At 37.1% G+C, this 21,796-nt stretch carries 22 protein-coding genes and 2 tRNA genes; all 24 read right to left on the reverse strand.

What is annotated here, in order from left to right; translation table 11 throughout:
- Positions 1-319: 319 nt before the first annotated feature.
- Positions 320-1,819, reverse strand: coding sequence for a lysine--tRNA ligase (gene lysS, locus ABH959_RS28180; RefSeq protein WP_002009709.1), 1,500 nt, complete (start codon positions 1,817-1,819; stop codon positions 320-322).
- Positions 1,820-1,979: 160 nt separating this feature from the next.
- Positions 1,980-2,978, reverse strand: a complete 999-nt coding sequence (gene dusB / locus ABH959_RS28185) for a tRNA dihydrouridine synthase DusB (RefSeq protein WP_113938515.1) — start codon at positions 2,976-2,978, stop codon at positions 1,980-1,982.
- A 23-nt stretch (positions 2,979-3,001) separates the two neighbouring features.
- Positions 3,002-3,205 carry a helix-turn-helix domain-containing protein gene (locus ABH959_RS28190; RefSeq protein WP_000387027.1) on the reverse strand — a complete coding sequence of 68 codons (204 nt, stop codon included), beginning with the start codon at positions 3,203-3,205 and terminating at the stop codon, positions 3,002-3,004.
- A complete protein-coding gene (folK, locus tag ABH959_RS28195; RefSeq protein ID WP_002138868.1) occupies positions 3,157-3,672 on the reverse strand; it encodes a 2-amino-4-hydroxy-6-hydroxymethyldihydropteridine diphosphokinase in 516 nt (171 codons plus the stop codon). Before folK ends, ABH959_RS28190 begins: the two co-directional genes overlap by 49 nt.
- A complete protein-coding gene (folB, locus tag ABH959_RS28200) occupies positions 3,669-4,031 on the reverse strand; it encodes a dihydroneopterin aldolase (protein ID WP_000358063.1) in 363 nt (120 codons plus the stop codon). Before folB ends, folK begins: the two co-directional genes overlap by 4 nt.
- Positions 4,032-4,892, reverse strand: coding sequence for a dihydropteroate synthase (gene folP / locus ABH959_RS28205; protein WP_113938516.1), 861 nt, complete (start codon positions 4,890-4,892; stop codon positions 4,032-4,034).
- Positions 4,867-5,739, reverse strand: a complete 873-nt coding sequence (pabC, locus tag ABH959_RS28210) for an aminodeoxychorismate lyase (protein WP_404493470.1) — start codon at positions 5,737-5,739, stop codon at positions 4,867-4,869. Before pabC ends, folP begins: the two co-directional genes overlap by 26 nt.
- The gene (gene pabA / locus ABH959_RS28215; protein ID WP_002113273.1) at positions 5,733-6,320 is read right to left on the reverse strand and encodes an aminodeoxychorismate/anthranilate synthase component II; all 588 of its coding nucleotides are present in this window, start codon (positions 6,318-6,320) and stop codon (positions 5,733-5,735) included. The genes pabC and pabA overlap by 7 nt, the downstream gene beginning before the upstream one ends.
- A 5-nt stretch (positions 6,321-6,325) precedes the next feature.
- On the reverse strand, positions 6,326-7,723 hold the full coding sequence (gene trpE, locus ABH959_RS28220) for an anthranilate synthase component I (RefSeq protein ID WP_404493472.1): 1,398 nt from the start codon (positions 7,721-7,723) through the stop codon (positions 6,326-6,328).
- A gap of 223 nt (positions 7,724-7,946) precedes the next feature.
- Positions 7,947-8,870, reverse strand: coding sequence for a cysteine synthase A (cysK, locus tag ABH959_RS28225; protein ID WP_113938519.1), 924 nt, complete (start codon positions 8,868-8,870; stop codon positions 7,947-7,949).
- A gap of 117 nt (positions 8,871-8,987) precedes the next feature.
- Positions 8,988-9,863 carry a redox-regulated molecular chaperone HslO gene (hslO, locus tag ABH959_RS28230; protein ID WP_002091564.1) on the reverse strand — a complete coding sequence of 292 codons (876 nt, stop codon included), beginning with the start codon at positions 9,861-9,863 and terminating at the stop codon, positions 8,988-8,990.
- Positions 9,864-9,869: 6 nt separating this feature from the next.
- Entirely contained in the window at positions 9,870-10,658 is a 789-nt protein-coding gene (locus ABH959_RS28235) for a type III pantothenate kinase (RefSeq protein ID WP_002009692.1), read from the reverse strand.
- 221 nt (positions 10,659-10,879) lie between these two features.
- On the reverse strand, positions 10,880-12,781 hold the full coding sequence (gene ftsH, locus ABH959_RS28240) for an ATP-dependent zinc metalloprotease FtsH (RefSeq protein ID WP_002091565.1): 1,902 nt from the start codon (positions 12,779-12,781) through the stop codon (positions 10,880-10,882).
- Between the two features lie 85 nt (positions 12,782-12,866).
- Entirely contained in the window at positions 12,867-13,409 is a 543-nt protein-coding gene (gene hpt / locus ABH959_RS28245) for a hypoxanthine phosphoribosyltransferase (RefSeq protein WP_002124550.1), read from the reverse strand.
- Positions 13,406-14,836, reverse strand: a complete 1,431-nt coding sequence (tilS, locus tag ABH959_RS28250; protein ID WP_113938520.1) for a tRNA lysidine(34) synthetase TilS — start codon at positions 14,834-14,836, stop codon at positions 13,406-13,408. Before tilS ends, hpt begins: the two co-directional genes overlap by 4 nt.
- A 203-nt stretch (positions 14,837-15,039) precedes the next feature.
- Positions 15,040-17,511 carry a stage II sporulation protein E gene (spoIIE, locus tag ABH959_RS28255; protein WP_113938521.1) on the reverse strand — a complete coding sequence of 824 codons (2,472 nt, stop codon included), beginning with the start codon at positions 17,509-17,511 and terminating at the stop codon, positions 15,040-15,042.
- A gap of 261 nt (positions 17,512-17,772) precedes the next feature.
- Positions 17,773-17,844, reverse strand: a tRNA-Glu gene (locus tag ABH959_RS28260).
- 13 nt (positions 17,845-17,857) lie between these two features.
- Positions 17,858-17,931: transfer RNA gene (locus tag ABH959_RS28265), tRNA-Met, on the reverse strand.
- 159 nt (positions 17,932-18,090) lie between these two features.
- Complete coding sequence (locus ABH959_RS28270; protein WP_002063394.1) at positions 18,091-18,579, reverse strand: S1 domain-containing RNA-binding protein; 489 nt, start codon at positions 18,577-18,579, stop codon at positions 18,091-18,093.
- An 87-nt stretch (positions 18,580-18,666) separates the two neighbouring features.
- Positions 18,667-19,026 (reverse strand): cell division protein DivIC, encoded by a 360-nt coding sequence (divIC, locus tag ABH959_RS28275; protein ID WP_002124547.1) that lies wholly within the window; start codon positions 19,024-19,026, stop codon positions 18,667-18,669.
- Complete coding sequence (gene yabQ / locus ABH959_RS28280) at positions 19,023-19,676, reverse strand: spore cortex biosynthesis protein YabQ (protein ID WP_404493473.1); 654 nt, start codon at positions 19,674-19,676, stop codon at positions 19,023-19,025. The genes divIC and yabQ overlap by 4 nt, the downstream gene beginning before the upstream one ends.
- Positions 19,673-19,981 carry a sporulation protein YabP gene (yabP, locus tag ABH959_RS28285; RefSeq protein WP_001059101.1) on the reverse strand — a complete coding sequence of 103 codons (309 nt, stop codon included), beginning with the start codon at positions 19,979-19,981 and terminating at the stop codon, positions 19,673-19,675. Before yabP ends, yabQ begins: the two co-directional genes overlap by 4 nt.
- Before the next feature lie 58 nt (positions 19,982-20,039).
- Complete coding sequence (locus ABH959_RS28290; protein ID WP_002009677.1) at positions 20,040-20,315, reverse strand: RNA-binding S4 domain-containing protein; 276 nt, start codon at positions 20,313-20,315, stop codon at positions 20,040-20,042.
- Between the two features lie 14 nt (positions 20,316-20,329).
- The gene (gene yabN / locus ABH959_RS28295; RefSeq protein WP_404493475.1) at positions 20,330-21,790 is read right to left on the reverse strand and encodes a bifunctional methyltransferase/pyrophosphohydrolase YabN; all 1,461 of its coding nucleotides are present in this window, start codon (positions 21,788-21,790) and stop codon (positions 20,330-20,332) included.
- Between the last annotated feature and the right edge of the window lie 6 nt (positions 21,791-21,796).

Raw genomic sequence — 21,796 nt, forward strand, 5'->3', positions numbered from 1 at the left:
TTGCGACTTCCTTATGTTAACATCTTCATTTTTCGATGTCAACTAAGTTTTTCAATTTCTTTTTTGCCGTTTTCTGCGTTTCTGCATCAGCGACGGTTATTAATATATCATGTAGAAAAATGAAATGCAATAGTTTTTCTAATAAAATTTTTAACTTAGTAAAAAAGCATAAAAACAGCACCTTTCTTCTATATAAGTATAGTTTTTTTAATCTGGCATCCATTTAACGAGTAATAATCTCGCGTTCCTTTTAATAGAAGGTTTCTCTCCCCTCAAATAAATAAAGAAATAAAAAAAGCTTTGGAGAAATCTCCAAAGCTTAGTCTTGTTTATGGCGCATAGCTGGGAATAATAATACGTCACGAATAGATGGTGCGTTTGTTAATAACATAACAAGACGATCAATACCGATTCCTAACCCGCCCGTAGGAGGCATACCGTACTCAAGAGCTTCGATATAATCATCATCCATCATATGAGCTTCGTCATTACCTTGCTCGCGCTCTTTTAGTTGAGCTTCAAAACGTTCTTTTTGATCGATTGGATCATTTAACTCAGTGAATGCATTTGCATGTTCACGTGCAACGATAAATAACTCGAAACGATCTGTGAATCGTGGATCTTCGTCATTCTTTTTCGCAAGTGGCGAAATTTCTACCGGATGACCGTAAATAAATGTTGGTTGGATTAATTTATCTTCTACTTTTTGTTCGAAGAACTCATTAATAATATGACCAACTTCCATTGTATTCTTAATTTCCACATTATGTTCTTTTGCAAGTTCACGCGCTTCTTCTACACTCATTGGATTCCAGAAATCTGCTCCAGAGTGTTGCTTAATTGCATCTACCATATGAAGACGTGTCCATTCTGGCTCTAAATTAATTTCATAATCACCATATTGGATTGTTGTTGTACCCAATACTTTTTTCGCGATATGAGCAACCATATTTTCTGTCAGTTTCATAATATCATTATAATCAGCGTACGCTTCATATAATTCAATCATCGTAAACTCAGGGTTATGACGAGTTGATACACCCTCATTACGGAATACACGGCCGATCTCATAAACCTTTTCTAATCCACCCACAATAAGACGTTTTAAATGAAGTTCAATTGCGATACGCATATATAATTCCATATCTAACGCATTATGGTGTGTAGTGAAAGGACGAGCAGACGCTCCACCTGCAATCGCGTGCATCATAGGCGTTTCTACTTCAAGATAACCGTTGTCATCTAAATATCTTCTCATTTCACGAATGATTTTACTACGTGTAACGAACGTTTCACGGCTTTCCATACTTGTAATTAAGTCCAAGTAACGTTGACGATAGCGTTGTTCAACATCTTTTAATCCATGGTATTTATCCGGTAATGGACGAAGGGATTTCGTTAAAAGTGTAAATCCTATTGCTTTTACTGAAAGTTCTCCAACGTTTGTTTTGAACACTTTACCTTCAATACCTACTAAGTCACCTAAATCTGCTGTCGTAAATAACTCGTACTCTTCATCTCCAACAGTATCTTTACGAACATAAATTTGAACTTGCCCCTGTAAATCTTGAATATGCGCAAATCCTGCTTTTCCTTTACCGCGTTTTGTCATAATACGACCAGCGATAGAAACAGTGATTTCTTTCTCTTCTAATTCTTCTTTAGAGAATTCTCCATATAGACTTACTAAGTCAGTTGTTGAATTTGTGCGTTCAAATCGTTTACCGAACGGATCGATTCCTTGCTCACGCAAATTATGTAGCTTTTCACGACGAACAAGCAATTGGTCGTTTAATTCTTCGTGGTTCATGTTATCCATGATATTAATATCACTCCAGCTCTATTAATTTTTACAATATATACAGTATAGCATTTTCTACTCAACTAGAAAAACTGCCAGCAACTAACTGGCAGTTCTTCTTTCTTTCACGTAATTATAGGAAGTGTATAGAAGAATGTCAATCTCCTATGCCCCCTTATTAACCAACATAAATTGTTTGTTGTTTCGCTTCTACTTCTTCTACAAATGCACCTAATACATTCGCAAGGTCTTCACGTGTGTCGCAAGTATTGATACCATTACGCACACTCGCATTACCACGAACACCTTTTAAATACCAAGCTGCATGCTTTCTCATCTCTCTTACGGCAACATTTTCGTTCTTTAAATCGATAAGACGATCTAGATGCAACATACATACATCAATTTTCTCACGCACTGTTGGTTCCGGCATTAACTCACCTGTCTCTAAATACTTTACCGTACGATAAATCATCCACGGATCTCCAAGAGCAGCGCGACCAATCATAACACCATCTACACCAATTTCATCAAGCATACGCTTTGCATCTTGTGGTGTTTCGACATCACCATTTCCGATAACCGGAATATTTACAGCCTGCTTTACTTGTTTAATAATATTCCAATCTGCTTTACCTTCATACATTTGTACTCGTGTACGCCCATGAACCGCTATCGCTTGTCCACCAGCACGCTCAACAGCTCTAGCATTTTCTATTGCGAAAATATGTTCTTCATCCCAACCAATACGCATTTTAACTGTAACTGGCTTTTCAACAGCATCTACAACCGCCGCTACCATCTCATATATTTTATTTGGGTCTAAAAGCCACTTTGCTCCTGCATCACACTTAGTGATTTTCGGTACTGGGCACCCCATATTAATATCAATAATGTCTGCTGTCGTATATTTATCTACGTATTTCGCAGCATCCACAAGAGTTTCTTTCTCTCCACCAAAAATTTGTAAGCTTAATGGCTTTTCTCTCTCATCGATATATAGCATATCTAATGTTCTTTTGTTATTAAGTAATATTGCCTTATCACTTACCATTTCGGCACAAACTAAACCTGCACCAAATTCTTTTACTGTCAAACGGAATGCAGAGTTACACACTCCCGCCATCGGTGCTAATACAACCGGATTTTTCATCTGAATATTTGCAATCTTTAACACTCGATTTACTCCTTCCTTCATAGTCACTTCGGCATTAATTCATCTATCGAGACCTTTAATGCTTTAGCAACTTCTACTACAAAATCTTGGGAAGGCGATCGATTCCCTCTCTCAACTTCACCTAAAACAGATACAGATACCCCTAATTCTTTCGCAAAACCTTCTTGTGTATAGCCTTTTAGCTTTCGAAAAGCACGAATGCGTCTTCCCCATTTTTCTGCTTCCATACCGTTACTCCCTCTCGCCTTTTCATTTCTTCTACTTGTGAACGTGAAATGTCTTGTTTTATATCTTGATTGATTTCTAACAACGGAACGATAACAAAAGCTCTTTCGAACATCCGCGGATGCGGAACAATAAGATTCTCTGCTTCAATATTTTCTTGATTATATAGTAAAATGTCAAGGTCGATGGTCCTCGGGCCCCATCTAATTTCCCTTTTTCTTCCTAGGTCATTCTCTACCCTTTGTGTTACTTTCAATAATTCTTGCGGTGATAAATTGGTAGAAATTTTTATAACTAAATTTAAAAAGCAATTTTGGTCAGTATAGCCAACCGGATCGGTTTCATATACAGACGAAACATCATCAACTTGGATATGCTGGTTTTTATTTAAAAACTGAATTGCTTCAGTTAAATAAGTATAACGCTCCCCAATATTGGAACCTAATGCAATGTACGCTATATTATTCATGGACGCTCTCTCGTAATTTCTACCGCTACAGCACGATAATGTCCTGGTATCGGCGGATCCGGTTTAATTACCTTAATTGTACACCGTGAAATACTCTCATATTGTTTCAATATATCTGTAGCGATATTTTCAGCGATACTCTCTACAAGCTTATACGTTCTATCTTCAACAACTTTTCTACACAGCTCAAAAAGTTCCCCGTAATTGACAGAATGCTCTAAGTCGTCACTTTCTCCTGCGCGTTTTAAATCCAACTCCACCGTTAAATCTACTTTAAATCTCTGACCTAATTTATTCTCTTCTGGGAATACACCATGATAACCGTAAAACTCCATATCATGGATATAAATTTTATCCAATTACTTTACCCCCTTACCAATCATCGCATCCATCATCTTAGCCATACGCGCCATTTCTTTCACATCATGAACACGGATAAATTCACAGCCCTTTTCAATACCAAGACAAACGGTAGCACCCGTTCCTTCAAGACGCTCCTCCACTGGCAAATCTAATACATGACCAATAAAGGACTTTCTTGAAGTACCTAAGAGGACTGGATAACCCAGTACATTTAACTGTTCTAAATTACGCATCGCTTCTAAATTTTGTTCAGGTGTTTTCGCAAAACCGATACCTGGGTCTAAAATAATATTCTCATCTCGTACACCAGCATCTTTAGCAATTTTAATACTTTCATACAAATCAGCAATCATATCAGCCATTAAGTTGCGATAGTTCATATTATCTCGGTTATGCATTAAGATAATAGGTACATCATAATAGGCTGCAACTTCAGCAATCTTCGGTTCCGCCTTCGCTCCCCAAATATCATTAATAATATGAGCACCAGCTTCAATCGCTTGTTTTGCAACTTCAGCTTTATACGTATCGATAGAAATAGGTAATTTCGCTTCTTTCGAAACCGCCTGAATCATCGGAACGACTCGCTTTATTTCTTCTTCTACCGAAACTTTAGCAAAACCCGGGCGGGTAGATTCACCACCGATATCAATAATATGAGCACCTTCATTTTTCATTTCTTTCGCATGTCGCACCGCAGCATCTACTTCGTTGTAACTCCCACCATCAGAAAATGAATCTGGCGTTACATTTAAAATCCCCATAATTAATGTCTTTTCATTTAAGTTCAATGTATATTCGCCGCAGCGCAAATCATAATCCCACTTCAAACTACACATCTCCTCTTCGCAATTCATTTCTGCTCCACAATTTCTCTCTCTGCACTCCATAAAGATCCATAAGTCTTTTTGTAACCACTCCCACTTTACCCGGGAAATCTTTCTCCTCTATACGATAAAGGGGGACAATCTCTTGAATAGAGTTCGTTACGAACACTTCATCCGCTGAAAGCAATTCATCTTTTGTAAAGAAACCTTCCTTTACTTCTATATCTAGCTCTTCAGCAGCCTTTATAATAAACGCACGAGTGATTCCGTTTAAAATCCCTGTTTCTAATGAAGGAGTATATAAAATACCTCCTTTAACAAAAAAGAGATTCGAAACAATACCCTCTGCAACATAACCTGTTTCGGTAAGAAAAATACCTTCCTTATTCACAACATTTCCAATTTCGCGTTTCCCTAAAATATTATTTAAATAATGATGGGACTTCAAGCGAAATGCACCCTCAGGTGTATTTCTCACTTGCTTTAAAATAACTCCTTCTTTTTCCACTACATTCCCTGGGGCTGCTAAAGGTTTTATAAAAACAATAACAGACGGTTCTTCATATACTTCCGTTTGTAATCCTATTTCATCTATACCCGCCGATACATTTAAGCGCACATACGCATGCTTTAACTCATTCTTAACAAGTAGATTCTTTAAAATAAGCATCACTTCATCTTTTGTCATTGTCCATTTGATTTGCAATATATCGAGCGCATCCATTAAGCGTTCATAATGATCATCCAATAAAAAGGGATGACCATTATAAATACGAAATGTCTCAAAAACCCCAAGCCCATATAGGTAACCGTGGTCATAAGGAGAAATTTTCGCTTCACTCGCTTCTACATACGTGCCATTTACGTAAATTAACACGATGTCACACTTGGGCTATATTTGCGAATGAAATTCTGTAGCAACTCTTTCCCATGAGAAGTCATAATAGATTCCGGATGGAATTGTACCCCTTCAATCGGCAACGTTTTATGACGAAGCGCCATAATTTCACCTTCTTCAGTCCAAGATGTTATCTCTAAACAATTCGGTAACGTCTCTTTTTTAACGATAAGAGAGTGATAACGTGTCGCGGTAAATGGATTTGGGATATCAGAAAAAATCGTCTGCCCATCATGATGCATTAAAGATGTTTTTCCATGCATCAAACGCTCTGCCCTGACAACATCCCCTCCAAATACTTGTGCAATTGATTGATGTCCAAGACAGACCCCAAAAATCGGAAGCTTACCTGCAAAATATTTAATAACATCCATACTGATTCCCGCCTCATTAGGACTACATGGACCTGGCGAAATCATTAAAAAATCTGGTTTCATATTCTCAATATCCGAAATAGTCACTTCATCATTACGCTTAACAACAAGCTCTTGTCCAAGTTCTCCAAGAAATTGCACTAAATTAAATGTAAAAGAATCATAATTATCAATCATCAATATCATTTCTCTCACCTAACCGTTTCTTCGCTACTTTCTTTTGCACGCCATAAAGCGATTGCTTTTTTTAACGACTCTTTATATTCATCTTTTGGATTTGAATCAATTACAATACCCGCTCCAGCTTGCACATGCGCTTGTCCATCTTTAGCAAGTAGTGTTCGGATTACAATATTCAATTCCGTATCTCCAGAATAACCAATCCAACCAATAGAACCCGTATAAATTCCTCGGCGAACAGGTTCTAATTCCTCAATGATTTCCATCGTACGTATTTTCGGGGCACCGGTAATTGTCCCACCAGGAAATACAGCCTTCACCAAATCGAAAGCATCTTTATCTGCTTCCACCTCACCACGCACATTAGAAACAATATGCATAACGTGTGAGTATTTTTCAATTACCATAAATTCATCTACTTCAACAGTGCCATATTTACAAACCCGGCCCAAGTCATTTCGTTCTAAATCCACAAGCATTACATGCTCTGCTCTTTCCTTTTCATTTTCAATTAATTCTTTCGCTAATTCTTCATCCTCTTGCTCACTTGCTCCTCGAGAGCGCGTACCAGCAATCGGTCTTGTACTCACTTCTTTTCCTTGCTTTTTAATTAGCAATTCAGGCGAAGCACTAACAATTTGAAAATCTCCAAACTCCAAGTAACCCATATATGGAGATGGATTAATTTCACGAAGACTTGTATATATTTCTAGTGGATGTGTTTGTAATGTTCTTTCTTGTCTTGTCGACAAGTTTACTTGAAACACATCACCCGCTCCAATATATTCTTGAATACGTTCAACGGCCTTCATAAAGCCCTCTTCCGTAAAAGCGACTGCTTCATTTTTCTTTTCAGGAGATTCAAACGGCATATTCACTTCGGGGGCTTCTTTCATCCAAAGACCCTTCCATTCATTTAATCGTTCTTCTGCCTCTTCACACTCATCTACATAATGCGTAATAATCCATAATACTCTCTCCTGTTGATCATACACAAACACGTCATCAAATAACAAAAAGAATATGTCAGGTATATTAATATCATCCTTCGCAAGAGAAGAAAGTTTTTCAATATAACGGATACAATCATAACTAAAGTATCCAATTGCCCCACCCTGAAAAGGTGGGTACTCCGGATTATAATCCGTTTTCCATTTCTCCATATACGCTTGCATTAAATCTAATGGATTTCCTCGCTCTATTGTTTCCTTACCACTTTCACTTATATGTAACGTCTCATTCTTACCCTGAATTACCGCTACTGGATCCAGCCCAACAATGTTATAACGACCACCACGTCCACTTTCTAACAAAATATGTTGCGGCTTATCCTGAGAAAGAAATTTATATTGCTTAAAGAAATCTAACTGATATGGAATAGAAAGCGCTAAAGATTTTCTTCGTTGCATATCAACACCCCGTCTTCTGTTATCCCACCCTCTTAAGCCAATCAACTCAAACTACATAAAATTATTTATATAGAGAATGATTATACTTGAGGGCTAGTGAAAATAAATTAATTATACTACTTCTTATTTTACATGAAGTTTTCTAGTCATTCACTCTTTTCCTTTTTCCAATCAAAAAAGAAAAAGCATCCTTTTTTAAGGATGCTTTTCAAATCACATTCAATTATGACTCAAATTGATAAAGTGGTGTACTTAAATAACGTTCACCGTTACTTGGGATAATAACAAGTACCTTTTTCCCTTTACCTAATTTCTTCGCAACTTCTGTCGCTGCGTAAACGACCGCTCCTGAAGAGATACCCACTAAAATACCTTCTTCTTTAGCCACTCTTCTCGCATACTCGAACGCTTGTTCTGTTTTCACTTGGATAATTTCATCATATACCTTTACATCCAATGTCTCCGGAACAAACCCCGCTCCAATTCCTTGGATCTTATGTGGCCCTGGCTTTCCACCAGATAATACTGGTGAATCCGCAGGTTCTACCGCGTAAATTTTGATATCTTTATAGGCTTCTTTCAGTACTTCACCGGCACCTGTAATTGTTCCACCTGTACCAATACCTGCGATAAACGCATCTAATTGATCCCCCATCTGTTCAACAATTTCTGGACCTGTTGTTATACGATGGATTTCTGGATTCGCTTGATTTTGGAACTGTTGTGGTATAAAGTACCCATGTTCTTCTGCTAATTCAGTTGCCTTTCGAATTGCTCCGCCCATTCCTTCAGGTCCTGGAGTCAATACTAATTCAGCACCGTAAGCGCGTAATAAATTACGACGCTCAATACTCATTGTTTCTGGCATTACTAAAATTGCCTTATATCCTTTAGCAGCTGCTACCATCGCTAAGCCAATACCTGTGTTACCACTTGTCGGCTCAATGATTGTATCGCCCTCTTTTAATAATCCTTTATTTTCAGCATCTTCAATCATAGCTAACGCGATACGATCTTTAACACTGCTCCCCGGATTCATAAATTCTAATTTTAAGTATACATCTGCGCTGTCTGATTCTACGATGCGGTTCAACTTAACGATCGGCGTTTTCCCGATTAATTCTGAAACTGATTGTGCCACTCGCATTCCTGTCACTCCTAACACCGAGTATTTTTATTGGTTTTATCTATATTTAGATTTTGTCAGAAAATTCCCTGTTTGTCAATCTATTCGGGCGGCTGATTCTCCGCCTAAACTTCTTTATTACAGGTTCTCAATTAGACTTGTAATATCTTCTTTAGCGAATTTATGTCGTTCATTACAGAAGTGACAGTGAACTTCCGTCTCTTCTTCTTCTGCACGAATTTGTTCTAGCTCCGCTTTCCCTAAACTAATTAGCACACTTTCAATACGCTCACGTGAACATGTACAATTAAATTGAACATCCATTGTTTCTAGCACTTTCACTTTATCTTCTCCAAGCACTTCATACAGTAATTCTTCTGGAGAAAGACCTTGTTCGATTAATTGTGATACTGGCGGGATTTGTTGAAGACGCTCTTCAATAAATGAAATTGTCTCTTCCTGCGCACCTGGCATAATTTGAAGAATGAATCCACCCGCCGCTAATACGCTATCATCTCCATTTACAAGAACACCAACACCTACAGAAGAAGGTGTCTGCTCAGAAACCGCGAAATAATATGTGAAATCTTCCCCTAGTTCTCCTGAAACAATTGGAGATTGACCAATAAACGGTTCACGCATACCGATATCTTTAATTACCGTTACAAATCCTTCTGTACCTACCGCTTGATATACACGTAATTTTCCTTGTTCCGTTCCTTCAAAATCAACATGTGGGTTCGTTACATAACCACGTACATCCCCATTTGCATGAGCATCGACTAAGATAGGACCAATCGGACCGTTACCCTCTACTTTAATCGTTAACTTCTGCTCACCTTTTAACATAGCACCCATCATTGTACCCGCAGTTAAAGAACGACCAAGTGCCGCTGAAGCTGTTCTCCATGTATCATGACGCTTTTGCGCCTCACTTACTGTATTTGTTGTACGTACACTATAAGCACGAACCTCTCCATTAAACGCTAACGCTTTTACTAAATAATCTTTCATACTTATTTATTCACCCTTCTCATGTTGTAAATTTGCATTACGCTCATATAACATATACAAACCTTTTAACGTTAAAAACGGATCTACAATATCAATTACATTTGATTCTTCTGAAATTAATTTTGCTAATCCACCTGTTGCAATAACTTTCGGTTCTTGCTTAGCTTCTTCCTTCATACGCTTAACAATACCTTCCACTTGTCCAACGTATCCATAAAGAATACCTGATTGCATTGCACTTACTGTATTCTTCCCGATAACACTACCCGGTTTTGTAATTTCAATACGAGGAAGCTTTGCTGCCCTGCTATATAAAGCCTCTGCCGAAATCATAATTCCTGGCGTAATGACGCCACCCATATAATGCTTCTCTTCGTTAATATAACAATATGTAGTAGCCGTACCAAAATCAACAATAATAAGTGGACTTCCATATAAGTGGATTCCTGCTACTGCATTTACAATTCGGTCCGCGCCTACTTCACGTGGATTTTCATATTTAATATTCAAGCCAGTTTTTATCCCAGGCCCCACTACAAGCGGTTTAATTTTAAAATACTTTTCACACATACGCTCTAAAGCGAACATAATTGGCGGTACGACTGAAGACACAATAATACCTTTCACATCTTCAAAAGAAAGACCTTCATGCTCAAGTAACTGCTTTACAAGCATCCCATACTCATCTTCTGTTTTATGACGATCTGTTTCCATGCGCCAATGCTGACGAAGTTCCCCCTCTTCAAACACACCTAGTACCGCATTTGTGTTCCCTACATCCAATACAAAAATCATATTCTCACCACTTATCTTATTTAATCTATATTTGCGCAGTATGTATAAAACTTATAAAAACATCATATCACACATACTTATATAATCAGTTTTTCTATACTCATCATTGTACAAAAAGATTACTCTCTATTTCAATTTTAAATAATAGTTTCATTCAATTTTTTTGCCACTTAAATTCATTCCACAAAAAAAAGGAGTGACTATTGTCACTCCTTCGTTTCTTACTTATCTTCTGTATCTTCATCGTCTTTCTTCATATTGATGTTTACTTTCACATCATCTGAAGATGTTGGACGCTCGGGTAATCTGCCATAATCATATAAATGATTAATTTGCTCTGCATCTAATGTTTCTACTTCAAGTAACGTTTTCGCGATAATATCAAGCTTATCTCGTTTTTCAGTAAGAATTTGTTTCGCACGAGCATAACAGTCTTTAATAATTATTTGCATTTCCACATCAATTTCATGCGCGATTGCATCACTGTAGTTTTGTTCTGAATGGAAGTCTCTTCCTAAGAATACCTGACCACCTTGTGAGCTACCAAATTGCATCGGTCCAAGCTTATCACTCATTCCGAATTCTGTAACCATACGTCTTGCAATACCAGTCGCACGTTGGAAGTCGTTGTGAGCACCTGTACTTGCTTCACCAAATACAATCTCCTCAGCTACTCGACCACCAAGTAAACCAGTGATTTTATCAAGTAACTCTGGTTTTGTCATGAAGTAACGATCTTCCTTCGGAAGCATTACCGCATATCCACCAGCTTGACCACGAGGGACAATTGTTACTTTATGAACGATATCTGCTTCATCAAGGACAACACCAATTACAGTATGGCCAGCCTCATGGAATGCAACGATATTACGTTCTTTTTCAGAGATAACGCGACTTTTCTTAGCTGGACCTGCAATAACACGATCCGTTGCTTCATCGATGTCACTCATATCAATTTTCTTCTTATCTTGACGCGCAGCTACTAAAGCAGCTTCGTTTAATAAGTTTTCAAGATCGGCACCAGAGAATCCTGGTGTACGAGTTGCAATTGCTCTTAAGTTGACATTCTCATCAAGCGGTTTATTACGAGCGTGTACCTTAAGTACAGCTTCACGACCATTTACATCTGGACGATCTACTGTAATTTGACGGTCAAAACGACCTGGACGTAATAACGCTGGATCAAGAATATCAGGACGGTTTGTCGCAGCGATGATAATAATACCTTCGTTTGCACCGAATCCATCCATTTCAACAAGCAATTGGTTCAACGTTTGTTCACGCTCATCATGACCACCGCCAAGACCCGCGCCACGTTGACGTCCTACTGCATCAATTTCATCAATGAAAATGATACAAGGAGCATTTTTCTTTGCATTTTCAAATAAATCACGTACACGGGATGCACCGACACCGACGAACATCTCTACGAAGTCAGAACCACTAATAGAGAAGAACGGAACGCCTGCCTCACCTGCAACAGCACGTGCTAGTAAAGTTTTACCTGTACCTGGAGGTCCCACTAATAGAACACCCTTCGGAATACGGGCACCAACTTCAGCGAACTTACGAGGGTCTTTCAAGAATTCAACTACCTCAACAAGTTCTTGTTTCTCTTCATCCGCTCCAGCAACATCTCTGAAACGAATTTTTTTCTTTTCATCATTGTATAGCTTCGCCTTACTTTTCCCGAAGTTCATAACACGGCTACCGCCGCCCTGAGCTTGGTTTAATAAGAAGAAGAATAAAATGAAGATAATGACAAACGGAATGATAGAAGTAAAGAACGTTACCCAAGCACTTGTTTCTTCTGCTGGTTGATACTTAACTTCAGCCCCTTGCGCTTTATCATTAATTTTCTTTTGTAATTCCTCAGTATTTGGTGCATAAGTAACAAATTGTTCTCCTTGGCTAGAAGTCTTGAATTGTCCCTTTACCTCAAACACACCATTTTTCGGTTGAAGCTGCACATTACGCACTTCACCTTTTTCAAGTTGAGTAATGAATTTATCGTAGCTAACTGATGTCGTTTTTTGCGTCGAACCATTAAAATAGCTCACGATTCCAATTACTACTAGGAATATCAGTAAATAAAAGATGGTATTACGGAAGATACGATTCATTCCTAACCTCCTCTCACGGCATAAACACTATAGTAAATCGTAACATAAAAAAAATTTCCTATACAATTGTAACGCCTATATTTAATTAATTTGAGTAAACACTTGGTTTTAATACTCCTACATAAGGAAGATTACGGTACTGCTCTTTATAATCTAATCCATATCCTACAACAAATTCATGAGGAACAGTAAATCCAACATAATCTGCTTTCAGATCAACCTTACGGCCTGTTGGCTTATCTAATAAAGTAACAATTTTTACAGATTTCGCTTTACGATATTTAAACAGGTCCACTAAATAGCTTAGTGTAAGACCGCTATCAATAATATCTTCAACGATTAAAATATCGCGACCTTCTACCGAAGTATCAAGATCTTTTAAGATTTTTACTTCGCCTGTCGAAACTGTAGAGTGACCGTAGCTAGATACAGCCATAAAATCCATTTCAAGATATGTATCTGTTCTCTTTAATAAATCTGCCATAAATGGCATTGCACCCTTTAGTACACCAATCGCAAGAGGTACTGTATTTTTGTAATCCTCTGCAATAACTGCACCTAGTTCGTGTACCTTTTCTTGTATTTGTTCTTCAGAAATTAATACTTTTTCGATATCTTGATTCATCATTTCATTATCCTCCCGGAAGACTCCTTGCTTTTGTAGTGAATAATCATGTATTTACCCTTCTTTGCTAGCTCTTTCGAAGTAGCAAACGCAGATCGTTTCAACAAGGGTACCCAAATAATATTTCCACTTGCGTCACAAACGATCGGCCATTCTTCTCTTTTTTCTTTTGGTACTTTTGCTTCGATAAAAACAGCTTTTATCTTTTTTGTACCATCCATACCTTGCATTGACATGCGATCTCCATTTTCCCTAGACCGAATACGAAGTGGATACGATATATCATTATACTTAGCAACAAATACTGTTTCATTCATGTTACTCGGTATATCTTCGCTCACCTCTGTTACAAGTTTATCCCCATTCGGCAATATAATTGTCCCAGGTACTGATAAATCTTGCGAAAAAGGAGAAACAACTTCTTGTTTAAATCCAAAACCACATTCTTCGTATGTGCGAACAATTTTCAAACCACCTGGAAAATCTAGTGAACCTGAAGGTTGTGCCCGCTTAAAAAATTCAATCACCTTGTCAATATGTATAGAAGAAAGCGAAGATGGAATCTTATATTCATAAAGATAGTTTAATATTAGTTGAATCCCTCTTCTTTGTAAAGGCATAGACATGGATTCAAAGGCAGGAATTGATAAGCTAATTTGTTTATCGCTTTTTTTTGTAATTACTTTATTCATTTTCTCAAAAGCTAATTCCTGCAAATAAGCCTCATCCTCTTGCATCTGCACGCTAAATTTTTGAAATTTCTCATGCATTTGTGGATTTTCTTCTTTCAAATAAGGAAGGACATATTTACGTAATCGATTCCTTGTATATACTTCTTTTTTATTACTCGGATCTATACGCGGAATAACTTTTAATTTATTACAGTAATCAACAATTTCTTCCTTAGTTACCCCAAGTAACGGCCTAATTAAATATCCATTATGAAAAGATCGCTTCACTGCAATTCCTGCGTATCCTTTCGGAGTACTCCCTCGTACAAGGCGCATTAAAATCGTCTCTACTTGATCATCTCCATGGTGACCAAGAGCTACATAACTCGCATCATATTTCTTCATTATTCTTTCCAAAAATGCATATCTGCATTCTCTAGCTGCAACTTGTGCATTCATTCCATATTGCTGTTGATATTGCGACACATTAATCCTTAGCGTTTCACAAATAACTCCTAGCTCTTTGCAAAGACCCTGTACAAACTGTAAATCCTCATAAGATTCATTACCTCTAAACATATGGTCCACATGTGCTACTACAATTTCTAGCTGTTTTTCTGCCCTTTTTTCTAACAAATAATATAAAAGAGCCAAAGAGTCAGGACCACCAGAAACCCCTACAACAATTGTTGAATGTTTCTTTAATACATCATGCTGCTTTACAAAGTCATCTACTTTTTCAACAAATGCATCTTTCAACTTCGCAATCACCTTTCATTAAACAAGAACAACAACATTAGTTACCTTGTATATAATGGTACAACTTTTACAAACATTGTGCAAAAAAAAGATGTACAAAATCCATATTTTTATCTTACATCCCTCCTGTATATTTAACAAAGTAATCACATTACCTTTTTAATCAAAAAAACCTAGGCATCTACCTAGGTTTTTTGATTATTTTATTGCGCCTGCATTCCTACTATTGGAATCGTAGCCCACTTCGGCATATTTTTCTTTACTTTCGCCACCACAATAGTCATATCATCATTTATATAACCATCACCAGAGCGAATTACTTCTTCCATAATAATATCAGCGATTTCCTGTGGGTCCTCTGTTTGTAGTTCTTTAATTTTACGTTTTATCCATAATTCGTGATTCTCCACATGTTGCGCTCCCTCAAAGATGCCGTCACTCATCATGATAAGAAGATCACCCGTTTTTAATTGCTCACCAACCACATCAACTTCAACATCTTCAATGATTCCCATCGGCAAATTACTTGCCTCAATTTTCAAAATATTATTTCCGCGTTTAACAAAGCTCGGCGTCGATCCAATCTTTAAAAACTTCGCACTCGCATCCCTTAAATCTACCATAGCCAAGTCAAGCGTTGTATACATCTCCTCTGTCGTCCTTAAAGAAAGAATCGAATTGATGGACTTAATCGCTATTTCTTCATCAATACCTGATTGAAGTATCTTTTGTAATAATTTTACCGTTTCCCTGCTCTCCATATGAGCCCTTTGTCCATTTCCCATACCATCACTAATCGCAAGTGCATATTTACCAACGCTCAAATCCATCATCGCGTAGGAATCACCTGAAATAAACCCACCACCTTTTGCAGCTGTGGCCAATCCTGTATCAAGAGAATACGTCTTCGCTGAACCAAATGATATTAAACTGTGCCCATTTGGATATGAGGATTTCTCTTCATGCTTAACGACGATATTCTCTTTTAAAATATCTGAAAGCATTGGAGCAACCAACTTCTCACATTCCCCATGTTCATTAGATGCAGCCGGAATCAACATTTCAATATCAATACTTCCTCTATCTAAACAATAAATATCAACATGCTCCACTTCGACACCAAAATCACGAAACGCTTGTAAAATTTGCTCCTCCTGCGCTTGATGGTTCTCTCTTTCTCGTTGTATCTCCTTAGCGAAATCCTCCATCACTTTTGATACACCTAGTAATTGCTCCGCTACAATTCTACGATTTTCCTTCATTTGTTTTCTTAATTTCTGCCCCTCATAGAAGTGATCTAATTCACCCGCTACTAAATCCGTTACTTTCTTCCCTCTAACACAATGCTTGTCCCATTCACGAACTAACTTCCGATTATGCTGCAGCGTTCCTTCTTCTGTTTCACTCATTATTTGTTTCATATAATCGTATGTTTTATCAAAATTAACTACCCAACATTGATCCTTCTTAAAGCATGTTTGACATGTTTTTGCAGTAATTGTACTTAAAAATAAATCAGCTTCTGTTTCTTTATCTTCTTCCTCCACATACCCGTATACAGAAAAGCTATTAGACAAAGCAGCAAATACATTAGCAAATTGATTGATTTTGTTTGCTGTAACATCGCGCACTCTTCTTAAATATTGTTGTTGATCCTGTGAATGTTCCTGTGTACCCGGCATAAATTTAGCAATACGATCCATAATAAGCTTCGGTGTTAATAAGAAAAAAACAATTGCTACACCAGATTCAATTAAAGTTGTTACAATACTTGTTTGCTTGTCTACATATAATGTAATTAAGCTTGTACCAATTAATAAACCTAAACTAACTCCTATACGCTTCCCTTCTTTTAACAATCCCCCAAGCAATCCTGAAAAGGCAAGGAGACTAAGTTGAGACAAGCTCGCCACATTTGCTAAACTTAATATTAACCCAGTGACAACTCCTACCGTGGACCCTGTAGCTGCCCCTGCAATAAAGGCAAATACTAATACTAAATATCTAGTGAAAATATGTTGAATAGAAGCATCATAAACAAACCAATCCGTTGTGCCCGTTAAAACAGATGCTAGTAATATAATTAAACAAACAATTTCTTCTGTTTCTAACGCTTGTTGCTTCCCTTTCCTTTCCACTAAAAGCGGAACACTTTGTAAAAATATCATCGTTAATACGAAGCTAAGCCCCGCTTCGATCGTACTGACGAGCAGATCATACATGGTGACGGTTTGCTGTGCAAAATATACAACAACTAAATGTGCGGTTAATGCGGAGATAAATACTTGGAATGGTACAAGTCCAACAGTTTTACGTGTAAACCGACTAAAGAAGATATTATAAATAAAGAAGGTAAAGATAGATGCAAAAGTAAAAAATAAATTATCTATTGAAACTGAAAGTGCTCCCCCCATTAGGGCTAAGAACGCGAGCGGCATTTTATCTCGCTTCATAACATAAACAGCAGCAAAAAACGGCAATGCAAACGGTAAAATGTTTGTTAATATATATGCTCGTCCCAAAAGAAAACCAATAACAGCAATAATGAATCCCCATCTAAAGAAAACTTTTTCAAACTTCATTCGCAACTTACTCGCCCACTTTATTGTTCCAAGCTGACTTTCATTCATCGCCAATGCACTTGTATTCATAGTATTCCTTCCTGCTTTAGGCATATTTTTAACACCACCTGCATAGTTTAATTACTGTTATTATAAAAGATGATTATTGGTTTTTTTGTCAAAACAACAGTTTTGACTTTTATAATCGTTCGACTTTTTATTCGAAATAAATCTACATATATACATAGTATTTAAATTATTTAAAGATAGTTGAAAGAATGTTCAGAAAATATAGGGTGATTTTGTAGAAGTATTGTACGTCTTAATTTATATTTAACAAAAAAAGACCATGCAAATTTGCATGATCTTTTTAGATGACCCGTACGGGATTCGAACCCGTGTTACCGCCGTGAAAGGGCGGTGTCTTAACCACTTGACCAACGGGCCGTTAAATTAAATATAGCGGCGGAGGGGATCGAACCCCCGACCTCACGGGTATGAACCGTACGCTCTAGCCAGCTGAGCTACACCGCCATGTCGTCGTATTTAACGGACAATTAGTATATTACATCAGATATATTTTAAAGTCAATACATCTCAAAAACTTTTTTAAAAATATATTCTCTCACATAAAAAAGTACCCGAGTAATTACTCTGGGTACCTCTCTATATGTTAAGAATTAAACGGACTTATTATCCGCGACGTGCGCCACGACCACCACGTTTAGATTCTGTGTTACGCTTTAAAGAAGTTAAACGATCTTCACTATCTTTTAAAAAGCGTGCCATCTTTTGCTCAAATGTTTCTTTTGGAGCTCGTTCGTTACCGCCACCGCGGTTATCTCTGTTGGAAGAACGATTATTATTACGTTGTGGACGTCCAGAACGTTGTTGATCACCACCACGTTGGTATTCACCACGCGGACGATCTCCTTCTGTTTTTTCACGTTCTTTCGCTTTCTTAATAGATAGGCCAATTTTGCCATCTTTTTCAACATTGATAACTTTTACTTCTACTTGGTCGCCTACTTTTAAGTGATCGTTAATATCTTTCACATAATTATCAGCAACTTCACTAATATGAACAAGACCTGTTAAGCCTTCTGGCAGCTCCACAAAAGCCCCAAAATTTGTAATACCTGTTACTTTACCCTGTAACTTGCTGCCTACCTCGATTGACATAAAAAAAATGCTCCTCCTTAGTGGTTAAAAAGTCAAATTTTACTTTATTATATATAATCCTAAAATGTAGTGTCAATAAGACATACTCTACTTAGAAACAGGAAAAATTATCTCCCCTTTTCCGGAGAAGAAATAATCCCTTCTAGCAATCTTTAAAACGTACTCTTCATCATTCAACTTTTGAACTTCATCTTTTAGATTCTTTTCTTTTTTCGTTAATGAATCCAGTTCTTTTTTCATGTCCTTAACTTTTGCTTCTTTTGCTTTAATGGAACTGTTTTGTTGATAAAACGTCACACTAATACTAGCAATAATTGTAAAAGCAAAGACAAGAAAAACCGCTAAACGGCGATAAAGTCGCTTCCTGTTCTCATCCGTTTGTATTATATGTTCTTTAACAGGATTTGGACTCTGTTTTTCGATTGTTCTTTGTCTCAGTTCCCTCATTTCCGAGGTCCCCCTAACTTCTTTTTTATACGCACCCATAATTGGAAGATATGTCCCTTCAATTTTGCTACATATTGCAGGAACCCTACATGCTTCATTATAAAAAGTTTAACACGATTAGGGAGAAGTTTCCATATGAGCGAAGCAATAAACCGAACAGGCGAGAAAAAAACTTTCCATATGAAAAGTAATATCCAAATCACCATTTTCCATAACACATGTCCAATTGAAAGCAGTATACGAAATAAGAATAATATAAATGCAATAAATAGCTGTGCTATAATAATAACAGGTTTTATCATGAGTAGCTGTATAATTCGAACAAAAAATTGTGTTGTTTGTACAAAAATACAGATGAGAAAATTTAACATCTTCATGTATAGTGCTTTCAATAAGCTTTGATATGCTGCAAAACCACATAGTAACGCCAAAAATACATATATACGTAGTTCGGCTTCATTTACACGCAGTAATACATAAAAAACGAATAATGCTTGGACAATCCAAAATAGTATATCATGTATAAATACAAACCAACGTTTACGCTCTTGGCGTTTTAAAAACCGTTGGTATGTATCTAAAGAAGCACCAATCCAAGCACCCATTCCAATCATCGAAAGCATTGTATACAACTGAATTGTTAGGCTCATTTAAACAACTTACTAAAGAAGCCTTTAGTTTTCTCCCCTTGGTTCTCATCAATATACAGCATTTCATGAACTTTCCCTTTAATTGATACAACACCCTTTTCTACATCTAAATTCTTCATTTGCAAATTTTGACCACGAATTGTTAAAAAACCCATTACAGTCTCGAGTAAAAACTCTTCGCTATCAAAACTCTCTACTTGCTTTACACCAGTAATATCGATTACACGCCTGCCACGCATGATAATATCATGCTCTACAGAAACATTTTGTTGATTAGAAGACATAGGTGAGTAGCCATTATTCACGAAAATCCCCCCATAGCTTTATACTAGCTAATAGTAATGTATGAAGGGCTAACCTATTTTAGAACAAGCCTTCTTCCGCTTTCACTTTTTCCTCACGAACGAGACTATACATGTTTGCTGCATCTTCTTTTTTAGTTGTTTCTTTCAATTCATTTACTTTCACAGTTACTATTTTTTGCCCGAAACGAATTGTTAATTCATCCTCTACCTTCACATCTGAACTCGCTTTTGCCACTTGGCCATTAATCGAAATTCTTCCTTGGTCAGACACTTCTTTTGCTAATGTTCTTCTTTTAATTAAACGTGATACTTTCAAAAATTTATCTAGACGCATATCAAATCCCCCTATTAACGCTCTGTTTGTTTTGCCTCTTCCCATAAAACATCTAACTGTTCTAATGATAAATCTTGCATTTCCTTATTCATTTCAGCTACTTTTGCTTCCATGTATAAAAAGCGAGCCATAAATTTCTCATTAGTTGAACGTAACGCTTCTTCTGGATCTAATTTATAATGACGAGCTATATTAACAAATGCAAATAGTAAATCACCAAATTCACCTAGCATCTTTTTCTCATCCATGTTTACAACTTCTTGTTGGAATTCTTGCCATTCTTCTAAGGCCTTCTCTATCATCGGCTGCACATCAACCCAATCAAATCCAACCTTTCCAGCTTTCTTCTGAATTTCATAAGCACGCATTAGTTGTGGCAAGCTTTTTGGAATACCCGCTAAAACAGATTCTTTCACGAATCCCTTTTCTTGTTTTTTAATTTCTTCCCAATTTGCAATCACTTCATCAGCATTATTTACATCCGTATCCCCAAACACATGTGGATGACGACGAACCATTTTCTCAGCTAAAGTCCGAATAATGTCATCTATAGAGAACCAACCTTCATCCTCTCCAATTTGGGCATGAAGCATAACTTGTAATAATATATCACCTAGTTCTTCTACTAAATGATCATCATCCTCTTCATCAATTGCCTCTAGCACTTCATACGCTTCTTCAATTAAGTATTTCTTTAAAGATTGATGAGTTTGCTTTTTATCCCATGGACAACCGTTCGGTCCACGAAGATCAGCAATAATTGCTCTAAGCACATCAAACTGCTGATATAAGGACGCACGTTCCTTAACTGGCGGTACATACACACTCGTTAAATTATTTAATTCTGTTTCGTGATCTAACATGTATAACGGTACCTTTTTCACTTGCTCGAATGAAGTCCCTGCAGCTGTTACGATATACACTTCGTAATCATCTGGCAAAATCTCCATTAACGTTAGCTTCACATCTGAAGCAACGAATGCATCATACACTTGGCAAAAGATTAAATGTTGACGTAATTCTAATTGCCCTCTTTCAAATGATGTAGCATCAATTAATTGGAACCCTTCGATCGGATCAATTTTTAGACTTGCAAACATCGGATCAAGGAAACTTTGTCCACCTTCAATTCGCACTTCAATATTTGCTGCTTCTCCTTTTTCCAAAAGTAGCTGAACTGTTCTTTCTGCTACAAGCGGATGACCTGGAACAGCATAAATAATTTCTGCGCCTTTAGCTTGTTCTAGCAATGTATTCGCAATTGTTTCATATACGATTTCAAATGTATCATGTGCCTCATATACATTATCAAAGGCCGTATACTTTATAGCTTCTTTCTCCAATTCTTCTATAACTGGGTGTTCCTTCGTTCTAACAAACATATGGTCTGCTTCTTTTATCTTTCGATATACACCCATCGTTAACTGATCTAACTCACCAGCACCTAATCCTAAAACAGTAATGATTCCACTCACAACCAG

It is taken from the genome of Bacillus sp. RC51 (assembly GCF_044908115.1).
In the GTDB taxonomy this organism is placed as follows: domain Bacteria; phylum Bacillota; class Bacilli; order Bacillales; family Bacillaceae_G; genus Bacillus_A; species Bacillus_A mycoides.

Bases quoted from the DNA above. Each gene is read 5' to 3' on its own strand.
- lysS (WP_002009709.1), bottom strand. From the start codon at position 1,819: ATGGATAACATGAACCACGAAGAATTAAACGACCAATTGCTTGTTCGT.
- ABH959_RS28190 (WP_000387027.1), bottom strand. From the start codon at position 3,205: ATGGAAGCAGAAAAATGGGGAAGACGCATTCGTGCTTTTCGAAAGCTA.
- folK (WP_002138868.1), bottom strand. From the start codon at position 3,672: ATGAATAATATAGCGTACATTGCATTAGGTTCCAATATTGGGGAGCGT.
- folP (WP_113938516.1), bottom strand. From the start codon at position 4,892: ATGAATTGCGAAGAGGAGATGTGTAGTTTGAAGTGGGATTATGATTTG.
- pabA (WP_002113273.1), bottom strand. From the start codon at position 6,320: ATGATATTGATGATTGATAATTATGATTCTTTTACATTTAATTTAGTG.
- trpE (WP_404493472.1), bottom strand. From the start codon at position 7,723: ATGCAACGAAGAAAATCTTTAGCGCTTTCTATTCCATATCAGTTAGAT.
- cysK (WP_113938519.1), bottom strand. From the start codon at position 8,870: ATGCGAGTGGCACAATCAGTTTCAGAATTAATCGGGAAAACGCCGATC.
- hslO (WP_002091564.1), bottom strand. From the start codon at position 9,863: ATGAAAGATTATTTAGTAAAAGCGTTAGCGTTTAATGGAGAGGTTCGT.
- ABH959_RS28235 (WP_002009692.1), bottom strand. From the start codon at position 10,658: ATGATTTTTGTATTGGATGTAGGGAACACAAATGCGGTACTAGGTGTG.
- ftsH (WP_002091565.1), bottom strand. From the start codon at position 12,781: ATGAATCGTATCTTCCGTAATACCATCTTTTATTTACTGATATTCCTA.
- hpt (WP_002124550.1), bottom strand. From the start codon at position 13,409: ATGATGAATCAAGATATCGAAAAAGTATTAATTTCTGAAGAACAAATA.
- spoIIE (WP_113938521.1), bottom strand. From the start codon at position 17,511: ATGCCTAAAGCAGGAAGGAATACTATGAATACAAGTGCATTGGCGATG.
- ABH959_RS28270 (WP_002063394.1), bottom strand. From the start codon at position 18,579: ATGTCAATCGAGGTAGGCAGCAAGTTACAGGGTAAAGTAACAGGTATT.
- divIC (WP_002124547.1), bottom strand. From the start codon at position 19,026: ATGAGGGAACTGAGACAAAGAACAATCGAAAAACAGAGTCCAAATCCT.
- yabQ (WP_404493473.1), bottom strand. From the start codon at position 19,676: ATGAGCCTAACAATTCAGTTGTATACAATGCTTTCGATGATTGGAATG.
- ABH959_RS28290 (WP_002009677.1), bottom strand. From the start codon at position 20,315: ATGCGTCTAGATAAATTTTTGAAAGTATCACGTTTAATTAAAAGAAGA.